Here is a 19102-nt window from a genome sequence, read left to right as displayed (position 1 = left end):
TCCACTCACTTTAACACAAAAGGACTAAGCCATAATCAGTTTGTAGATCCCACTGAGTTCATTTTTATCCATTAACCTTGGAACCGGATAAAGTGGATTGGCCTCTTTATCTGCGCGTTCAACCATAATTGGTATATCCTTGTCCAATATACCTGTTACCTTATTTGGAATTTCCATTTTCTTATTGAGTTCCTTTATGGCTTCAATAAATTTTCTTGCCTTCTGCTCCTCTGAATCTGATGATTTTGTGATTTTCACAGCATCAGCCAACTCTGAAAGAGGCTTGTGTACCGATTCTCCAAATTGTTCCAAAACATAGGGGAGTATAACCGCATTTGCCAATCCATGTGGAACGCCATAGAATCCACCCAAGGTATGGGCAACCGCGTGAACATATCCAACATAAGCACGGGTAAAGGCAACACCTGCATAATAAGCTGCCATTTGCATATTTTTCCGCGCTTCAATATTGATGCCATCAGAATATGCGGTATAGACGTTTTCAAATATCAACTTTGTTGCATCAATCGCCATTCGTCTGGTTTCCTCGGTATTACTTTGCCCAATATATGCCTCAACTGCATGCGTCAAGGCATCCATGCCTGTTGTCGATGTTATATGTGGCGGAAGACCAATCGTAACTAATGGATCAAGTACAGCATAATGCGGGATCAAGGCGAAATCATTGACGGCATATTTTTCATGGGTTCTGCTATTTGTTATGACGGCTGCAATAGTCGTCTCACTTCCCGTACCAGCCGTTGTCGGTATGGCACAAAGTGGCGGCAATGCTTTTCTAACCTTAATCATCCCTTTAAGTTGGGGAATCGTTTTCTTTGGCCTTGCGACTCGAGCCCCTACCCCTTTTGCACAATCCATGGCAGATCCGCCACCAAATGCAATGATCCCTTCACAATGATTGGCTTTGTATAAAAGCAGGGCCTCTTCAATATTGTCAATGGTCGGATTGGGAACTGTTTTGTCATAGATTTTGTATTGCACACCTTCATTTTTCATACTCTCCAGCATCGGATCCATCAAACCAAGTGAAGCGATCACTTTGTCTGTTACAATTAATACTTTTCCAATCCCCTTACTCTTGATCAATGCCGGAAGTTTTTTAAGGCTTCCTTCTCCTTCCAACAACTCAGGCTTCCGCCATGGCATCAAGGGCATACCAACTCGCATCATCTGTTGAAAAGATCTACAATACAGTTTATTCATCTATGATTCCTCCTTAAAATAAAATCCATCTTAACTTTCATTTCTCATACAATCAGGACCCACTAGAAAATTAATTTCTGGTTTGGGAAATATCGACTTTTCGAAATTCAGCTACTCATTATTAAAAACATCAGTCGGTCAACCGACCGATAACAAGGATGAAATTACTATTATGTAACAACACTATTCGATACTGGCAATCATTTTTGCAGTTCCTTCGAATGGCACTCCCTCTATACCAACCAATTTCTGAATACTATATCCATCAAGAATCGCCACGACCAAGAAAGACAAGACCTTGACGTCAATCTTTTTCTCTTGTAAGTGACTCTTTAATGTCGTTTCAACCAATTTAAACCACTCATTATATTTCATCTTGAAACGCAGTCGAAGCGTTTCATTATTCATAATGGCTTCACCTAGCAAATAGATATGAAGCGTTGAACGTGTCTCAAGATTCGATACTCGTTCAATCACAATAGACAATACATGTTCAAAACTTGCATCGTTATCAATATTCTCAACCCATTGTCCCAGTCGATCGGTTACTTCAGTAAGATGCTTATCAGCAATCTCAAAAATCATATCATCCTTCGATGAAAAATGATAATAAAGTGTTCCCTTACTAATGCCCACTGCATTAGCAATATCTTTCAGACTCGTTTCCTTTACACCTTTACGCATCATCAATTCGCTTGCCACCACAAGAATATCTTCTTTAATATTTCTCTTACTTTCTTTTTGCCCCATTTCATTCCCACCTTTTTGTCGGCCAACCGACCGACTAACATCTAAATTCATTGTACTCTCTATTTTCTAATTATTCAATTGTTTATATAATTTAATTTTTAACAAATAATCTTATCAAAAAGGGCCATACTTCTACAATGGTTTGTTAAAAAAACAACAAACGTTAGAATTATGGCCTTTCTTATTCCTTTTTCACTTATAGATCCATTGTTATACATCGCTATTGTAGAGCCGTTTCAATCGCCTTTAATATAATCTTACTACTTCCTGTCGCGCCAGAAATTGCATCCACTTGCAAGCTTTGCTGGTCGATAACTCGATCAACAATCTGCTCAGCTTTGCTCCCCAATCCACTTTTATGTTCTTCAATGGCAATTTCTCCGATCTGATGATCGACCACAGTCACAACGACCGTCGCCCCCATTGCTTCATTGTACACATAAGAAGCCATGTATACACCGTCTTCCATCCCATCCAAATTCATTTCACCGATTTGAATCTCTTTGTTAATTTTCTTTGACAACTGTCCCGCAATCATCCAGGTCCCTCCAGCAAACAAAACTACCAAGACCAATAGAATCATTCCAATTTTCCGTAATCGTTTCATCACATACTCCCAATTAAATATTGAATTTCACTTCTAATCTTCCCAAGAATCACATCTTGCGGCTCGAGGCTTCTCCGCTTTAAATAAAATAACAACTTTCCGTGAATCGAGGCAACCAAAAGTTCCGCTAGTAACTCAACTTCATCATTCCTTATGTACCCAATTTTGGCACAGGCTGAAATACATTCCATCAGCAAGTGTCCAACCGATGGCATATCACTCATTTTTGCCGTTACCTCTTCCGGTGTTGCTCCCAGATCTTCGACAAAGAGCAATTGAAAAAGGACCGGATTCTCTGAAAAGTACAAAAAGTACCGTTCTCCATACCGAATCAACTGATCTCTCGGGTCCAAGCCTTCTTCTTTTTCTTCAAGCAGCTCACGATAGGCGTCTTCCAGCATATCAGCCAAACAATAGATCAGAAGCTCATTTAAATCCTTAAAATAATTGTAAATTGTGGCATATGAGTATCCTGCCCGATCGCCAACCTTTCGAACCGAAATTTTCTTGACTCCTTCTTCTGCCAAAATTTCCTTGGCGGCATCAAGAAAATACCCTTTCATACGTTGAATTTGAATCTCTTTGTTACCCATGGCTGATTTCCATGCGATTCACTTGATTCGCCACTCGATGAATGGCAGCCGAATTGAAATCAGAATAACTCTCTTTAATCTTGAACATTGATCTCATAGCGATTTTAAGAAAGACATTCATATTATCCAAATTTATTGCATGACCCAGATGCTCAAAGATAATCGCCCCATTTACGAGCTTATCGCCAAGATTGAATCGTAAATAGCCTTCAGCCTTTTCTGCATCGTCTTTGCAACAAATAAAAAGCCCGTAAGGAGTCTTCCCTAATTGCAAGCCTTTGATTCCATGAATCACATCATCTGCCATTTTTCCCGCATAGACGGCTCCCCCCATCAGCACAAAATCATATCCGCTCATGAGATGCGGCTTTTTTTCTAAAAGATTAATCAGTTCCACTTGTCCATTGATTTCACTTGCAATTTTCTTTGCGCAGCATTCTGTTGCTCCATACTTTGATCCATATAGAATTGCAGTTTTCATTATTCCCTCCATTTATTAACGATATTCATTTAATTAACACTGTTAATACCATTATATTCACCTCTTTGAATTTGTCAAGTCATTTTCAGAAAATTCTTTTAACAGAAAAAGTAAGCGCAAAATTCGCGCTTACTATTAAAACTCTTTCTTTATTTTGTTTCCTCTTCAGACAATAGCCTCTTCTCTCCTCTAATCTCCTGAATCGGTTGAATATTTTGCGTCACTTCTAAAACACCCAAGAAGTCTTTTTCCGCATTTCTAACCGCAAAATATCGAATCATAACAAACTTCGGTCCCATACGGATCCAAAAATCAACATGATCACGTCTACCTGCCTCTAGATCTTCAACAATCTTCTCAACGATATGCACACTTGCAGGCGGATGACAATTTGATACGTGTCGTCCCAGAATTGTTTTTGGACGGTCAAAGACACGCTCTTTTCCCTGAGTAAAATATTTGACCAATCCATTCTTATCCACAAAGGTCATGTCCAGCGGCACCGTATTCAATATGGCATTTATTTCTTCCGGTGTCATGGCACCGGCATCAAATTTTACCTCACCCATAAGCGTGGTCTCTTCCGGCTCCATCTGTAAAAGATTCTCTAATTTTCTTTCGGGTTTCCAAATCACCGTTGGTGTAAACAAGAAGAATCCAATTTCCGCACTGCTATCAGCAATCTCCAACCACTCATCCTCTGTCAGGGTATCAATCGCCATCGGAAAAAGAATACTCTCTTCCTTGAAAATCATCTCCTTAATCTGATGGATCAAGGGTTCCAATTGCGATTCTCTCAGGCTTGCTGGTGTTCCACCATCCTTAATGGAACGAATTGCTTCTTTAATTTTTCCTCGAATCTCATCATGAACGCCCCACATTACTTTAGGCGGTGCAGTAATTTCATAGCGCTCCAATAAGGGAAACATCAAATTCTCTTTCCGAGAGTAATGGGTATGAATGCCCTTCAATTCCTCAAAAAGCAGAATCAAGTCTTCTCGATATTTTCCCTCAGGTGCACCCATCCATCGAATCATTGCGGGTTGCAAGCGGTCCATAAACCATTCTTCCAAGGCACGATTTTCTTGAAAAAAGGTATGAAGTGGATGACCCGGAATCTTAGTAGCTTCCTGGGTGCCATGGATTTCTTCGATAGATCCTTTAAATACAGCTGCATGAACATCGCATAATCGTCGCACTTCCTCAACTGGCATGCCTTCTTGAATGAGTTTCTGCTCCATCTCCGAAATCTCTGTTGCCGATACACCTTCAATCAACTTGCCAAATCGTTCCTGCACCGCCTCCACAGATGCACCACCATGCAATTCAAGAATCAATTGCTTTAACATCTTCTGTCTCTCTTGGCGATTGTTAATCATCTCACTCATCATAATCCTCCTTTTCAATGTCTTGATGTCATTTTACCCGTAAACAAGGAAAAAAACTGTGAAATACATCACAGTTTTCAAGTTATTTAAGATTATTCTCCACTATCCCGCAAAGCCTTCCAATCCAGGATTTCGATTTTTTTATTTCCAACAGCACGAATCAATCCATCCCGCTCCAATCGCTTCATTTTTCTGGTGACCGTTTCACGTGTTAGTCCAATATAGTTGGCAATCCCCTCACGGTTCAAGGGCAGCTCCAGTTCATACTGATCGCCTTGCCATTTTCCAAACTTCTCAGTAAAATCCACAAGCACCGCACTTACACGCTTGTCGATGGTCTTCGCCCCCATAGATTCAATTGTCCGCTCCATATGAGACAGTCGATCAGATAGGGTTTCTAGGATTTTTTTCGCAATCGATGGATAGTCATCTAAGAGTTCTTGAAAAGCTATACTTGGAATGGTACAAACCGCAACATCCGTTAAAGCCTCCACCGTATAAGCGGAATTTGTTTCAGTAAACAAAGATCGTTCACCTAAAAAATCTCCTGGTCCAAATAGATGCAAGATTTGTTGCTTCCCATCCGCCGTGTCTCGGTAAGCCTTTAATCGACCTCCATGTACAATCATCAAGCGATCATAAGGCTGACCATCCAAGGCAAGCAACTCCCCCTTTTTAAAGGAGAGCCGTTGAATCAATCCATGAACCTCTGCATTTTCATCTACGCTGAGTCCTGCAAAAATTGATACTTTCTGGGTACAATATCGTTCCCTGCACTGATTACAATGGATCGCAATGACTTCCATGCGTATCCTCCTGTCTACTCTGCTCATAGGCATATCCGTATCTAAACAGATCTGATGTATCGTTTTCTCCTACCATAAAGGTAGCCCCTACAGGTTCTCCTGATTCTCGTTTACCCGCTGGAATCGTAAGTGCTGGCGTACCTGCCATAGCATACATGGTTGTAAGTTCCGTTCCAATGGATACAATCATATCAACAGAATTAAGCGCTTTAGCTAAGGCAGATTGAGTAAGAGCCCTATTTTTAGCAACCAAGGCTTGAGCGTCTATTTGAGAAATTTCTATTTGATTAGATTCCTCTAGTAATGCCTGACCATAGGGGGCACGATTTTTTAAATCAGCTTGGTTATATGCCAAAATTTCACCCAAAGTCTTCACGGGCGCTCCCTCACCTAGGCTATCCAAATATGCATTAATTCCAGATTTCATCTCATTAAACAAAACCGGAAGAATATCTAAAGCAACTGCATCCTGTTCAATCGGGATTTCGATCACTTCCGCCCCAGTAGACTCCAAGTCCAATTTCAGCTGATCAAGAATTGCATCCGTCCCTTTACGAATATCCTCTTCTATTAAATGGCCTGTTACAAATCCAATTCGTTTTCCTTTAAGAGCATCCTTCGACCATTTCACTTCTCTTGCATCAAAATCAGCTTGCATGCCAGAATACACCAAAGCAGCATCTTTTACGCAACCTGTTATGGGACCAACTACATCCAAAGATCCCGCAATAGGAACCACACCCTCGGTGCTGACCCGCCCCCAGGCAGGTTTAAAACCAACAACGCCATTTTGGCTTGCAGGAGAAATAATCGAACCAGCTGTTTCGGACCCCAGTGTCGCCGCTGCTAAATGAAGGGCCATGCCGCAAGCCGATCCGGAACTAGATCCACTGACATCAAAATCACCATGGGCATTATGGGTATAGCCACCCAGGGTTGAAAATCCATTAATGCTGGGTTGTGACATAAAATTCGCCCATTCGCTAAGATTAGTTTTCCCCAGAACGATAGCACCTTCAGCCTTCAACTGCTGCACCAAAATTGCATCCTCTTCTCGGACTGCATTCTTTAACACAACTGCGCCGGCTGTTGTCTGCAAAGGCGCTTTCGTGCCGATATTATCCTTTAACAAGATCGGTATACCATGCAAGTCGCCCAGGTGAACGCCATTAATTCGTGCTTGATCATACATTCTCGCTTCCTCTAGAACATCTGGATTGAGGGCAAGCACCGCATGGTATTCTTGCCTTTTCTCGATCTCTTTAATATAGGCTATCACTAGCTCCTCGCTCGTGAAAATCCCCTTATCGAATGCCGTTTGAATTTCAGCAATCGACATGGCAATATCAATCTTCTTCGTTTGATCATCCATCGACTCTTTAAAGATAGAAAAATCAAGGCACTGTATATTTGATGTTGTCCGTTCCTCTGCAACTTGCGCTTCCATTTGATTTTTCATCCACTGATCCATTGTCATGGGCTATCCTCCTTGGGCTTGCACATCCAAATTAGCATGTAAATTCCAATAATTCCTAGTCCCATCATACCATATTTCAATCCATCCTCTTCATCCCTTTTCTTACTCCTTACAAAGGAATAAGAAAGGACAAAAGAAAAAAATTACAATGTTTTTAAGGTATTGGCTTTCATCGCTTGATAAGCAAAAACAACCACCATCAAATAAGCAACGGTCTTTGGCATCATCAATGCACCTACTGCAGGAACTTGCGCTGCAAATAAAACCACAGGAATATAGCAGGCAAAAGATACAATAACCGCTACTCCAATCTTCATGAAGGTCTTGTCTTTTTTTGCTATGGCTTCTTTCAAAATCAACCAAACAATCAAAACACCCATAATTGTGAATGGTATATTGCGATAGATTCCCCACACATAAGATCCGCTCAATTGCGCCCAATTATTTTGTGGCATCAAGGATAACACCACTCGAATCCCTGCCAAAACAGCCATAATCACTCGCATTCCTAATTGTGGTGCTTTCCCATTTCTAATCTCCCAAATACGATATAAAATCACATAAAAAATTGTCATCGTAATTGAAGTAACCATCTTCCCATATCCCAATGCAAATGCATGAGACGCAAAGTCATTTGTCAATTGCGAGGTGATACGTGGCAGCAAGTGAAAAGAATCTCCAGCGCCCAGAATCAATCCCATCAACCCAAACAACCAAACCAAAGAACCTTTCTTGCCTTCCTTAATCATCAAAATCGATAACCAGATCACGCTAACCAAATAAAATACATCAAATACTGCTTCAAATATTCCCATTTTTTCTCTCCTTATTTTTCAATAGTCTTACTTAATACCCGTTCAAAGAGTTTATAATCCATATATGAGTTGGTCAGCATCCCTAACCAATTGGACAAGACCAAACGGGCCAGCTCATTTTCCGTAAAAACATCGCTGGACTCATCGAATTGTTCAAATTGTCTCTCGATTGCAATCAAGATTCGATTCCGCAATTGCTCTTGATACTTGGCTCCCTCACCCTTGGCTTCTTGGCTTTGAAATCCTTCTCCACTAAGCCATTCTACTCGAAAAACTTTCATTGTATCCGCCAACTTCTCATACATTTTTCGCAAATTGCTCCAAAGTGTTTCTCCCTCGGCTTCATAGGTCTCTACTTCCTCTATAAAATCCTCCCAAAAGCTTGCCATTAAGGCAATTACGATATAATCCTTATTTGGAAAATAATTGTATAGTGTCCCTACAGAAATCTCGGCATCTTTAGCAATTGCTCGCATATTCAGAGTTTCAATCCCCTGATCCAAAAGATGGAATCTTGCAATTCGTAAAATTGTTTCCTTGGGATTCATTAAAATTTTAGGCATGCTTCCTCCTTATTTGAACAATGTTCATTTAAATCTTATCTGATTCTTCTAATTGAGTCAAGCACACATTCGTGACGTTTCTGTCATGATTTAGCCAAAATATCCCAATTATGTTTTTTTAGGAAAGATGTTTGTTTTCTCTTGACGGACATGCCCGATTTTGATATGATCTCGTCATTACTAAAAAACACCAGAGGAGATTGCATTATGAAAAAAATTGGACTATTACCAAAATTAATTCTTGGCATTATTGCCGGCATCATTATCGGTTTGCTTTCGGCCAGTGCTGATCAACTGATGCTTGTTCGATTAATGACCACCTTCAGTTCCATATTTGGTAACTTTTTGTCCTTTATGATCCCATGCATCATTATTGGATTTGTGGCTCCCGGAATTGCCGATCTTGGCAAGCAGGCCGGAAGAACCCTAGGCATTACAGCACTAATCGCCTATTGCTCCGCAGTTACAGCAGGCTTCGTCGCCTTCTTTATTGGTAGCGCGATCCTCCCAGGCGTCATTACCATGGGTGAGTTATCCATGGAATCCAGCGTAAACGTCGCTCCCTTCTTTACCATTCAAATGGGTCAAATTATGGGCGTTATGACAGCCTTAATCTTCGCCTTCGTCTTAGGAATTGGGATGTCAACCTTAAAATCCAACAAACTTTTACTAGTAACCAAAGACTTCCAGGCACTGATGGCAAAGACGGTACACTATGTACTGATTCCGTTGATTCCCTTCCACATTGCTGGGGTATTTGCAAAAATTTCGGCAGCGGGTCAAATTTTCCAAACCATCGCTGCCTTCGCATCTGTTTTCGTCCTGATCATTATTCTACAATTGTCTTATATCGTCGTTCAGTATTTGATTGCTTGGATCGTAAGCGGCAAGAAACCCCTTCAAGCCATCAAAAATATGCTTCCCGCATACTTTACTGCCTTGGGTACACAGTCTTCCGCAGCAACAATCGCCGTTACCTTGGATTGTGCCCGTAAGAACAAAGTCTCAGATGATATTGTTGATTTTGTTATTCCACTAGGCGCTACCATTCACTTGGCAGGTGATACCATTACCCTGGTATTGGCTTCCATGGGCGTTATGCTGCTCTTTGGTCAAGCCCCAACTCTCGCAATGATGGCACCATTTATCTTTATGTTGGGTATCACCATGGTTGCCGCACCGGGCATTCCTGGTGGCGGCGTTATGGCAGCCTTGGGTTTAATGTCTTCTATGTTGGGATTCGCTCAACCACAGCTTGACCTGATGATTGCTCTTCACTTCGCTCAGGATAGCTTTGGCACCGCAACAAATGTAACGGGAGACGGCGCCATTGCTATGATCGTCGATTCCCTCTTCAACAAGAAATTCAAACATGAAGCAAAGCTGAAAAAAGCAGCCTAAACAAAAGAAAGTCCCTGTCACTTGAACCCAAGCGGCGGGGACTTTCTTTTCTATATCTCTTGATCTCGAAATTCGATTTCTGTTCCCTCTGGCGCCTTCACCTTGAAAAGAAATCCATTTTCAACCCGATAGATTACCTTCCCATCCTTCAGCTTAAAATTCTTATAGCCCAAGTCACCAATCCGTTTCTGTTCCCAAACCACATCTTCCACATGAAAACAAAGATGCACGATCCCTTCTCGATTCTTCTCATAGGGCTCCAGAGTTTCTTCCCCTTTTCCCGTTTGTAGCTCGATATAAAATCCATTTAGAGCCAGCCATGTATTAAAGGACCGGCCATGAAATCCCGGCGTTTCCTTTACCATATGGAATCCCATAACACGCGTATAAAAGTCCAAAGACTCCCGATATCGATTCGTTTGAATGCAAACATGATGCATCATCATTACAATCCCCCCCATTTCTCTTCGTTTTGTATGTGCAGCTTCAACATAACTAGCCTTCTAAAGTCAAAGTTATTGATTCATTTGTTTTTGAACTAACTTTCCCTATTCAACCGGTTGACGAATAATTGTCTTTAGCTTTTCTGGTGCTGTACGTCTCATGTCATTCAAGTAAATCTCGTGATGCCTACCTCTTTTGCTACAGCCATTCTCCTCGATAAAGCCATGCAAGGCCTGAATCGTCTCTGTTTCTTCCGAGTATGGACCAAGATATAGAATTTGTGCAGATTTCCCCTCAGTAAACGTTTCAAATCTCACTTGATCCAAAGCCTCTGGATTTTTTTTCGATTCTACCGTTTTTCTCGCTTTTTCAACCTGTGCTTTGGTCACTTGATCCGGCTGACGAATCATCAAGGTCCATTTCCATTCGTCTTTTCGCATTTCGCTGAACTGACTCATATCATCCATATAAAACTGTCCTTCCAAGGGCATGACCACATAATCAAAGCCTTCCGCTTTCATTTGAAATTTTAAGGTATAGGAAAAAGCAAACAAAGCTTCAACGGCCATTTGAAATGCCTTAGCTGTACCAGGGTTTCCCTCTCCATCGATACAAAGTATCTTCATTTCTGGTACATCCACGAAATGAAACACGCCTTTTTTCAACGCATAAAATTCCTTTTGTATTTTCTTGTAGTCTAGCTTACTCATCACAATTCCTCCATTCTTTCTTTCCTTTTCTTCATTATATGGTAAATAGGCAAGAACAGGGTAAAAAGAAAGTAAGGAGGTGAACGCCATGAGGAAACTTACATTCCTCGTTATTCTTGTTCTTGCCTCTGGTTCTCTTTTCGGCTGCAACTCAAACGAAGCGGCAACCATCGAAATCTCGGATCAAACAATCCCTCAGTCTCCCCTTGAATCCTATGAATTAATTGGAGAAATCATTGAATTTGGACCGGGAACCGTAGATATTTTGTACAATGGCAAGTTAATATCATTTCCTCTTGCCACAATGGAAACATCTACATTCTATCTCGGTGAGATTGTTGGCGTCACCCGAATCGAAGATGAATTGCTTCTCGATGATTCCGTTTACACCCTAACAGCCATTATTAAACCTGATACCACAAAGCGCGAATCTGGCATGGGTGAAACTATCCATCAACTTAATGGCATCATTGAAACAGTCAATCACAATAACTTTTCTATTCAAACTAGCGAGGGACTAATTTGGATCGAAACCTACGACAATCAAGATCTTCTTCCGGGAGCGGAAATGAAGATCGACTATCTAAACTGGGGAGATCATCAGATGATGGTACAATGCTATGACGAATCTATTCGATTTCTGATGACAATAACCGAAAAAGGGCGATCAGAGTCAGGCAATTTAATACTCAGCGGTACCAATGAAGAGAACGCGATGCTGTCTATCCAACTTTCAACCAGCACGGTTCTAAATTTTTCCCATTCAGATTTACAACTCGGGGATACACTTGCCGTCTATCCGCGCAATGCTATCACCGCAAAAACAAAAACCATTCATCCCAAACGGGTGGACCGCATACAATTTCGCACCCATCGCACAATCGTGAAACCTATTCTCGAATAAATTTCAGCACCAAGTTATGAAAATCCCAGTGGAAACTGGGATTTTTTTGCTTTGACAAATCATATCAATCAAGTTAGACTATACTTAGTAATACTAAGTATAGTCCTATAGTAAATACTTTCTTATGTAATATGAACCTAGGAGGTGCATTGTGGATCGACTCAACCAACAACTAAAAAAAGGCGTCTTCGAGATTCTAGTATTAAAACTCATCAACGAGGAAGACCTCTATGGCTATGAACTCCTCAATCGATTGGAAAGAGAGAGCCATGGAACATTCAAACTAAAAGAGGGCTCCCTTTATCCCATCCTCTATCGCTTAGAGGATAAAGGTTTTATCGAAAGCTACCGAAAAAAATTATCCAGTGAACGAAAGGTGCCCAGAAAATACTATCGTATTACAGAAACCGGCATCGAATCGCTTCAAGAAATGATTGCATCCTGGAACGACTTCAAAACGATTATTGATGGAATGCTCAGCTCATGGAGGGAAATCTAATGGTAAAATCATTTAAAAAATATACAAATCAAGTTATTGGCATGCTAAGTAGCGACCCTGAAACCAAGCAACGAATTCGCGAAGATATCTTGGAGCTTCTCCAAGACCGCTACGAAAACACAGGTATTACTGATCCTGTCGAATTACTTGGCAATCCTCGAGATTTTGCCAAAACTCTCGGGGAAGAAATTAATGAAACTGCCTCATTGTATCGAAGCAAACAGTCCAAAACAACCTTACTTGGACTCCCGCTTCTGAGTTATAGCAATAATCCTACCGTGACTGCAAAAGGTTGGATTGCAGTCGGTACGAAATCAATGGGTTTTATCAGCATTGGCGCTTTTGCAACAGGCATTTTCAGTTTTGGCGGTTTCAGCATCGGACTCTTCTCCTTTGGAGGCCTATCCCTAGCGCTACTTGCAGCGTTTGGCGGTGTTGCCGTTGCGTATGACACAGCCTTTGGTGGCGTGGCAATTGCCTACCACCTCGCTTTCGGTGGTTTTGCCCTCGCAAAAGATATCGCAATCGGTGGCTTGACCTCAGCAAGATTGATGGCCTATATGCAAGCCTATCTCCCACAAACTGAGTCTATGATCAAAAGCCAATGGGCCTTTAAAATTCCAGATGAATTGGATTCCTTTAAAGTGATTTTCAACCGTTATTTCTCGGATTTCGGATCTCTGAAGAAGTCAATTCTCCAATCGATTTTGCGTATCAAATAATTAATCAAAAATAGAATCCCAGCATGAGCTGGGATTCTATCAAACTCGTTTCTATTCCAAATACCTAAAAATGATATGGTACTCTTAAATATTCAGCTTTAACCCTCAATCCCAAAATGTTTCATAAAGATTTCCGCTGCTTGATCGGCCAATTCTTTTGATTTCATTTCAGCAAAAATACGAAGTAAAGGTTCCGTGCCAGAAAAGCGAGCAACAATCCAGCCACCATTTTCGAAGTAGATCTTCAGCCCATCCAAATCATTCACGCGATCTACTGCCCAAGGAAACTGAGGCATTTCCTCTTGCTCGAAGATTCGGCCTACCAATTCTTCTTTCTTTGCTTCTTTCAATGCCAGGTTTCGCTCAACCATTTCAAAGCTACCAAACTTCTCTTCCATGGCATTCAACATCTCATTAATCTTCAGTCCGGTTACAGAAATCATCTCTACTAAAAGCGCTGCTGCAAAAATTCCATCTTTGCCTTTTATGTGCCCTTTGATCGTCAATCCGCCACTACTTTCTCCCCCGATAATCGCACCGGTTTCCTGCATTTTTTGACTAATATACTTAAATCCTACAGGCACTTCAAAGGCCTCTTGTCCATAGCTTGCCGCGATTCGGTCCAATTGATGGGTAGTCGCCAAGTTCCGAACGACTGGTCCCTCCCATTTTTTATATTTCAAAAGATAATAATACAACATACTCATGACCTGATTGGGGGTTACATAGGTGCCTTGCTCATCGATAATACCCAATCGATCCGCATCACCATCAGTACCAATTCCCAGATCATAATGACTCTCATAGACCATGTTGCTGAGCTTATTCAAAGTCTCCTTTGTGGGAGACGGCATACGCCCACCAAAACTAGTATCATGCTTGTCATTGATCACATCCACCTCACAGCGAGCCGTTGTCAAAACGGTTTGCAGCGCTGCTTTCGATACCCCAAACATAGGATCTACCAAGACCCGCAATTCGCGATTTCGAATTGCTTCTACATCAATCATCGACATAATCGTATCGATATAATCATTAAATGGATTGACAACACGAATCACGCCCTTCTCTTTACCTTCTTCAAAAGACAATCGAGTAATATCCGTCTCTTTTAGCCGTTGTACATACCGCTCTAATTTATCAGTGATTGGCAAGTCAGCATCTTTTCCACCCTTGGTAAAAATTTTAATACCGTTGTAATCTGCCGGATTGTGACTAGCAGTAACTGCAATGCCATAATTACAATTAAATGCTTTTACCGTATACATGATTAAGGGTGTTGGTGCTACTTTGTCAATATAGTTTACCGAAATTCCATTTCCCGCAAAGACCTCAGCCATCCAAATGCTGGATTTATCCGACAAAAAACGCTTATCGTAGCCGATCACGATTCCCCGTTCTCCCACGCCTTCTTCCTTCATCATATCTGACAGTCCCTGGGCTACCTTTACAATATTGGTTCGAATAAACTCATCTCCTACAATGGCTCTCCAGCCACCCGTTCCAAACTTAATCATTGAATCCCTCTTTTCCGCAATAACCCTTCCACAAAGTGAAGTTCCTCCAAGGTGTTCACCCCATATACCTCATCACTTTCGATCAAGGTATAGGATGCAATCGTTTCTCCCTGCGCAAGCAGAAGCTTTGGTACATCCGTTAAATAAAACTCTCCTTGCACATTGTCATTTTTTAGCTCATGCAGAACTTCAAATAATTTTTGAGAATCAAATACATATACACCTGAGTTCAGTTCTTCTATCAAAAGCTCTTCTACTGTGCAATCACGCACCTCACGAATATCAACAATTTTATTGTCTGTGTCCCTCAAGATCCGACCATAATCTGGTGGATCCTCAAGTACTGCCGTTAGTAAGGTGGCCGCTGCCTGGGATTCGTGATGGATCCGAATCAAGGCTTGATACGTTTCTGGCGAGAATAAAGGCATGTCTCCATAGACTACCAGAATCGGACCATGATAATCCTGCAGCTCCACTTCTGTTGCTTTCACAGCATGACCTGTTCCTAATTGCTGGGCTTGCTCAACAAAACGATATGCACCTTTTACATGATCACGTACCATTGCACCCTTATAACCAACCACCAAAACGGTATCTTTCTGAGGAATAAAACTAGTTGCTTGCAAAACATAGTCCAGCAAGGATTTCCCATTTGCCTGGCGCAATACTTTCGGCAATACTTGTTCCTGCGAATGCAACCGGCTCCCTTTCCCAGCAGCCAATACAATGGCTTTCGTACTACTCATCATACACCTCTTCTATTTATATTCGAGGGAAAGGATTTCTCCTTCCCCTCGTCCTATTTTTTCGTTGTAATCGTAAAAATTGAATTCAAAGGACGCAAGGTTCCAGCGGAAGAATCGTTGGTAAAGGTCACATCGCTCAATTCCAAAACTTCGCCTCGATGGATCAAACCCATAAAAGAAGAAGCACCTCCATCCACGTTCACTAGCATTTCCACATCATCAAACAAGTCCTTTGCAATCTGAATTAAATCAAGATAATCTGCTCCCACACTATACTTACTTCGCCCGGAACATACCACCATAAAAAACTCTCCTGCTTGGGTTCGTCCCATCATGGAACGAGGATGTTTCTCTAAGCGAAAGGTTTCGGAATCCTGTGTCTGTTTGGAAAGATCCGACAACCAGCCTTCTTTTCTGAATTCCGCCATCAACTTTTCTTCCGTGTCAAAAGCCTCCCCTTGATGGATCAAGAACATAGCACCACCATACACCCAGCGATAAGCTGCTGCCCTCTCCAAAGACAGGGTAAAATGAAAGGTTTCCGCACATCCATACCCTTGCTCATCAAAACGCTCAAGTGGAAATTTTTGATTCCAGACTTCCTTTTTGAAGGATAATACGACACCGATATTCGGCAGCATAACCCCTCCTTTTCGAATCGATACAACACGATCATTCACAACGACCAAATTGACTCGTTCTTCACCAATAACAATGCACGTCGACAGATATGCCTCCGTATCAGTTTTCACGCCATAGGGTGTAAAAATACAAAATTCTCCCGCCTCATCTGGATCCACCTGATTTTCACGCCATGCAATCCGTTGATCATTCAAGCGGATCACACCTGCACCCAATCGCTTGCGGAAAAAATGCAACTCTCCTTCTTCATCGGCTCCCATAGCTGCTTTTGCATAGAGTGGGAATGTCTCACCCGCCTCATTTTTTCGATAATCTATATGCCAGCCCGAACGGTCCACCTGTTCAAGAGGCCTTTCTTTTCTCATCTGATTATAGGTTGCAATGCTTTTATCTGTTGCAAAAAACAAGTAATTCATAGCCAATCCGTAATCGATTCCTGACTCGCGAAAAAAGGAACGAATATCTTGTGCTTTTTCGGTCGAAACGACCCGGGTTTTATACGACTGCAACCTGGCTAACTTGGCGTAGGTTACTTTCATAGGATCTCCGTTGCGATCCAATATCGTTCTTGCACCCATCTCAATATCTGGCGCCTGCTTTCGAACCCACTGAAAAACACTCTGCTTCTTACGCTCTAAAAAATGCTCCTCAGATTCTATTGGTCCCACTTGAAAGGGCAGGTTACTATTCAAATTTGAACTACCATGAAGAAAATACGTAGGAAATAGATTCATTAGTTCCACAACTGTAAGCTGATAAATTTCAAGTCCGTTCTCCTGGGCTATCCATGACAATATACGATAATTCACCACGGCTCGTTCAACAATGGGAATCAAAGCAATCAAGTCATACGAGGCTGGTACATAAATCCAATGTATTTCCTCTTTCTCAATTGAATTAGTTGTTGCACGAGTTAAAATTTCTTGTGAACGACAAACAAGATAGGCATCTACTGAAAGTGAACGAAAAGTCCCCACAAACCATTCACCAAACCCTAGCACAAGTTCATCCCTAGTCCTCAGCTCAATTTCATGAAGCGGGAATCCAAATTTTTCTCCATCGACATCCACTCGATCTTCCGGGTCAATCAATCCCTGTAGAGAATCCATCCCATTAACACTCGTATCTAATCGTCTTTCTTTCTGAATTAAAACTCTTGTCTGAATCCCCATTTCCTTAAGCTTGCAATACGTATCCGCACAAGCCTGCAGAAGCTCTGCATCCATGAGCATCAATGTTGCAAATTTTGTTTCCTTTGCCGCTTTCCAAAAAAAATTCGATTGGTCAATCCCCTGAACAGGCTGCCATTCTTTCTGATTCATTTCCTTTTTCTTTTTTAATAGATAGCGATCTACCGCTGCGGTTCGATATATCTCGCGAATTTGTAAGACCTCGCGATAAATTTCTTCATCAGTTTCTTCCTCCATAAAAGGAAGTGCATGAAACATTTCTGCCAATGCGAGATAATAGGTTGCCAATTCCACTTTAGAAATCGCCCCCTTGGCACACAATTCTTCCATTAGCGCATCAACAATAAATTCATTGTCGTTCACTAAATCGGCGTTAACGCCTCGGTAACGATAGAGGTACCGTTTAATGTATCGCTTATAGGTCTTTCTTTGTATACTACCGAAGCGAAAGGCTTTTCTTGCGATTTTCATCAGTCGTCCCTCATTTCTGTTTATTTTTTAGAGATCGCGCCTCCGTTTCTCCAGCGCAAAAAGTACTTTTCTACAACAAATTTAGCACTTCTTTCTGCAATATCATAAGTTTCCAGTACTTCAATTCCTTGATATGAGTTCCAGACACTCAGTCGCTCGAGTACAGCTCGATGAATGCTTTGTAAAAATGTTTCTCCAAATAAATCCACAAGCGTTCCAGTAACCAAAACCTTTTCCAAGTCCATAATGGTAATTAAATTGGCCAATGGTTCTGCGATAAATCGGCTCAATTGTTCCATCTTGACAGTGACCTCATCTTCCTCGGCATGATACGCTGCAGCTGCATCAGAAACACTCATCTTGAAATGGGTCTCAATGGCTGACATTGAGGCTTCAGTCGTCAAACACCCAGTCTTTCCACATTTGCATGGTTTTGGAGATGGATTTGAATACACAATAGCATGACCAAACTCGCCTGCCATATTATGATCCGATCGGAGGATGGCACCATTTAAAAACAATGCAGCGCCAATTCCTCGATCAAACCGAATCATCATATAATTTTCCTCTTGACGATCACTCGTTTCCGCCAAGAGATTCACATCATTTCGTATATAGGTTTTTATCCCCAGATACCGTAATTCCTCTTTCAGGTTCACACCCTCTAGACCAACACTTGATTTGACAACCAGTCCCTTGCTTTCGTTAATGACACCTTCTACACTGATTGCGTTCCCCAAAACGGTTTTCGTATCAGCAGCTTTCAAAGCTCTTTCTAGCATCGCTTTAACAATCGGTAAAATTCCATCTGTCGGTGGATGTTCCTCTCGACAAATGACCCGTCCTGAGGCATTAAAACATCCAACCGTTACACCACGCACCGAAATTTCAACACCAATTGCGCATAGGTCATCCAAGGCTATGGAAAGGGCTATCGGATTTCGCCCCTTTCCCTTCGTCTCCATCGTAACTTCCTTAATAAACCCCTCTTCCTTCAACTCCTTGACCAAATTCGTCACAGTTTGATTGGAAAGTCGAGTCCGATCTGCGATCTGAGCGCGATAGATATTCTTTTCGGAATAAATCAATTCCAGAATCGCCTTTTTGTTATTCAGTTTCATTACCTCAGGACTGGTTGCTTTATTCATATTT

General features: G+C 41.6%; 20 protein-coding genes. 4 read left to right on the top strand and 16 right to left on the bottom strand.

The window, feature by feature from the left end:
* Positions 1-24 precede the first annotated feature (24 nt).
* The 10 genes from AC25CA_RS06100 to AC25CA_RS06055 all read right to left on the bottom strand — a co-directional run bounded on the left by AC25CA_RS06100 (position 25) and on the right by AC25CA_RS06055 (position 8704).
* A complete protein-coding gene (locus AC25CA_RS06100) occupies positions 25-1224 on the bottom strand; it encodes an iron-containing alcohol dehydrogenase (protein WP_486816167.1) in 1200 nt (399 codons plus the stop codon).
* Positions 1225-1407: 183 nt separating this feature from the next.
* Positions 1408-2025, bottom strand: coding sequence for a TetR/AcrR family transcriptional regulator (locus AC25CA_RS06095; RefSeq protein ID WP_486816166.1), 618 nt, complete (start codon positions 2023-2025; stop codon positions 1408-1410).
* A gap of 169 nt (positions 2026-2194) precedes the next feature.
* Positions 2195-2581 carry an FMN-binding protein gene (locus tag AC25CA_RS06090; RefSeq protein WP_486816165.1) on the bottom strand — a complete coding sequence of 129 codons (387 nt, stop codon included), beginning with the start codon at positions 2579-2581 and terminating at the stop codon, positions 2195-2197.
* Complete coding sequence (locus tag AC25CA_RS06085; RefSeq protein ID WP_486816164.1) at positions 2581-3174, bottom strand: TetR/AcrR family transcriptional regulator; 594 nt, start codon at positions 3172-3174, stop codon at positions 2581-2583. Before AC25CA_RS06085 ends, AC25CA_RS06090 begins: the two co-directional genes overlap by 1 nt.
* On the bottom strand, positions 3167-3655 hold the full coding sequence (locus AC25CA_RS06080; RefSeq protein WP_486816163.1) for a flavodoxin domain-containing protein: 489 nt from the start codon (positions 3653-3655) through the stop codon (positions 3167-3169). Before AC25CA_RS06080 ends, AC25CA_RS06085 begins: the two co-directional genes overlap by 8 nt.
* Before the next feature lie 149 nt (positions 3656-3804).
* A complete protein-coding gene (locus tag AC25CA_RS06075) occupies positions 3805-5046 on the bottom strand; it encodes a DUF438 domain-containing protein (RefSeq protein WP_486816162.1) in 1242 nt (413 codons plus the stop codon).
* 89 nt (positions 5047-5135) lie between these two features.
* Complete coding sequence (locus tag AC25CA_RS06070; RefSeq protein WP_486816161.1) at positions 5136-5849, bottom strand: Crp/Fnr family transcriptional regulator; 714 nt, start codon at positions 5847-5849, stop codon at positions 5136-5138.
* The gene (locus tag AC25CA_RS06065; RefSeq protein WP_486816160.1) at positions 5824-7326 is read right to left on the bottom strand and encodes an amidase family protein; all 1503 of its coding nucleotides are present in this window, start codon (positions 7324-7326) and stop codon (positions 5824-5826) included. Before AC25CA_RS06065 ends, AC25CA_RS06070 begins: the two co-directional genes overlap by 26 nt.
* A 143-nt stretch (positions 7327-7469) precedes the next feature.
* Entirely contained in the window at positions 7470-8141 is a 672-nt protein-coding gene (locus AC25CA_RS06060) for a hypothetical protein (protein ID WP_486816159.1), read from the bottom strand.
* An 11-nt stretch (positions 8142-8152) separates the two neighbouring features.
* Positions 8153-8704, bottom strand: coding sequence for a TetR/AcrR family transcriptional regulator (locus AC25CA_RS06055; RefSeq protein WP_486816158.1), 552 nt, complete (start codon positions 8702-8704; stop codon positions 8153-8155).
* Positions 8705-8911: 207 nt separating this feature from the next.
* On the opposite strand from AC25CA_RS06055, the gene AC25CA_RS06050 reads away from it, so the two are divergent.
* Positions 8912-10105: a dicarboxylate/amino acid:cation symporter gene (locus AC25CA_RS06050; protein WP_486816157.1), complete on the top strand. Its 1194-nt coding sequence runs from the start codon at positions 8912-8914 to the stop codon at positions 10103-10105.
* A gap of 50 nt (positions 10106-10155) precedes the next feature.
* Here the strand turns inward: AC25CA_RS06050 and AC25CA_RS06045 are convergent, their stop codons facing one another.
* Together AC25CA_RS06045 and AC25CA_RS06040 are read right to left on the bottom strand one after the other, a co-directional pair.
* Positions 10156-10551 (bottom strand): VOC family protein, encoded by a 396-nt coding sequence (locus AC25CA_RS06045; RefSeq protein ID WP_486816156.1) that lies wholly within the window; start codon positions 10549-10551, stop codon positions 10156-10158.
* Positions 10552-10653: 102 nt separating this feature from the next.
* Entirely contained in the window at positions 10654-11259 is a 606-nt protein-coding gene (locus tag AC25CA_RS06040) for a GyrI-like domain-containing protein (RefSeq protein ID WP_486816155.1), read from the bottom strand.
* A gap of 88 nt (positions 11260-11347) precedes the next feature.
* Here AC25CA_RS06040 and AC25CA_RS06035 point away from each other — a divergent pair, with 88 nt between their 5' ends.
* The 3 genes from AC25CA_RS06035 to AC25CA_RS06025 all read left to right on the top strand — a co-directional run bounded on the left by AC25CA_RS06035 (position 11348) and on the right by AC25CA_RS06025 (position 13384).
* A complete protein-coding gene (locus tag AC25CA_RS06035; RefSeq protein ID WP_486816154.1) occupies positions 11348-12163 on the top strand; it encodes a hypothetical protein in 816 nt (271 codons plus the stop codon).
* A 151-nt stretch (positions 12164-12314) separates the two neighbouring features.
* Positions 12315-12662 carry a PadR family transcriptional regulator gene (locus AC25CA_RS06030; RefSeq protein ID WP_486816153.1) on the top strand — a complete coding sequence of 116 codons (348 nt, stop codon included), beginning with the start codon at positions 12315-12317 and terminating at the stop codon, positions 12660-12662.
* Positions 12662-13384: a hypothetical protein gene (locus tag AC25CA_RS06025; protein WP_486816152.1), complete on the top strand. Its 723-nt coding sequence runs from the start codon at positions 12662-12664 to the stop codon at positions 13382-13384. Before AC25CA_RS06030 ends, AC25CA_RS06025 begins: the two co-directional genes overlap by 1 nt.
* 98 nt (positions 13385-13482) lie before the next feature.
* On the opposite strand, the gene AC25CA_RS06020 is transcribed toward AC25CA_RS06025, so the two are convergent.
* From AC25CA_RS06020 to AC25CA_RS06005, 4 genes are read right to left on the bottom strand one after another with little or no spacing between them, the layout of a single operon-like run.
* Entirely contained in the window at positions 13483-14901 is a 1419-nt protein-coding gene (locus AC25CA_RS06020; protein WP_486816151.1) for a phosphoglucomutase/phosphomannomutase family protein, read from the bottom strand.
* On the bottom strand, positions 14898-15650 hold the full coding sequence (locus tag AC25CA_RS06015) for an NTP transferase domain-containing protein (protein WP_486816150.1): 753 nt from the start codon (positions 15648-15650) through the stop codon (positions 14898-14900). The genes AC25CA_RS06020 and AC25CA_RS06015 overlap by 4 nt, the downstream gene beginning before the upstream one ends.
* Positions 15651-15700: 50 nt before the next feature.
* Entirely contained in the window at positions 15701-17950 is a 2250-nt protein-coding gene (locus AC25CA_RS06010; protein ID WP_486816149.1) for a phosphodiester glycosidase family protein, read from the bottom strand.
* A gap of 20 nt (positions 17951-17970) precedes the next feature.
* Positions 17971-19098 carry an ROK family transcriptional regulator gene (locus AC25CA_RS06005; RefSeq protein WP_486816148.1) on the bottom strand — a complete coding sequence of 376 codons (1128 nt, stop codon included), beginning with the start codon at positions 19096-19098 and terminating at the stop codon, positions 17971-17973.
* Positions 19099-19102: the final 4 nt, after the last annotated feature.

Source organism: Gottschalkiaceae bacterium SANA (assembly GCA_036323355.1).
Lineage (GTDB): Bacteria > Bacillota > Clostridia > Tissierellales > GPF-1 > GPF-1.
Note: the sequence above shows the minus strand (reverse complement) of the source record. Positions and strands in the feature narration are given on the sequence as shown.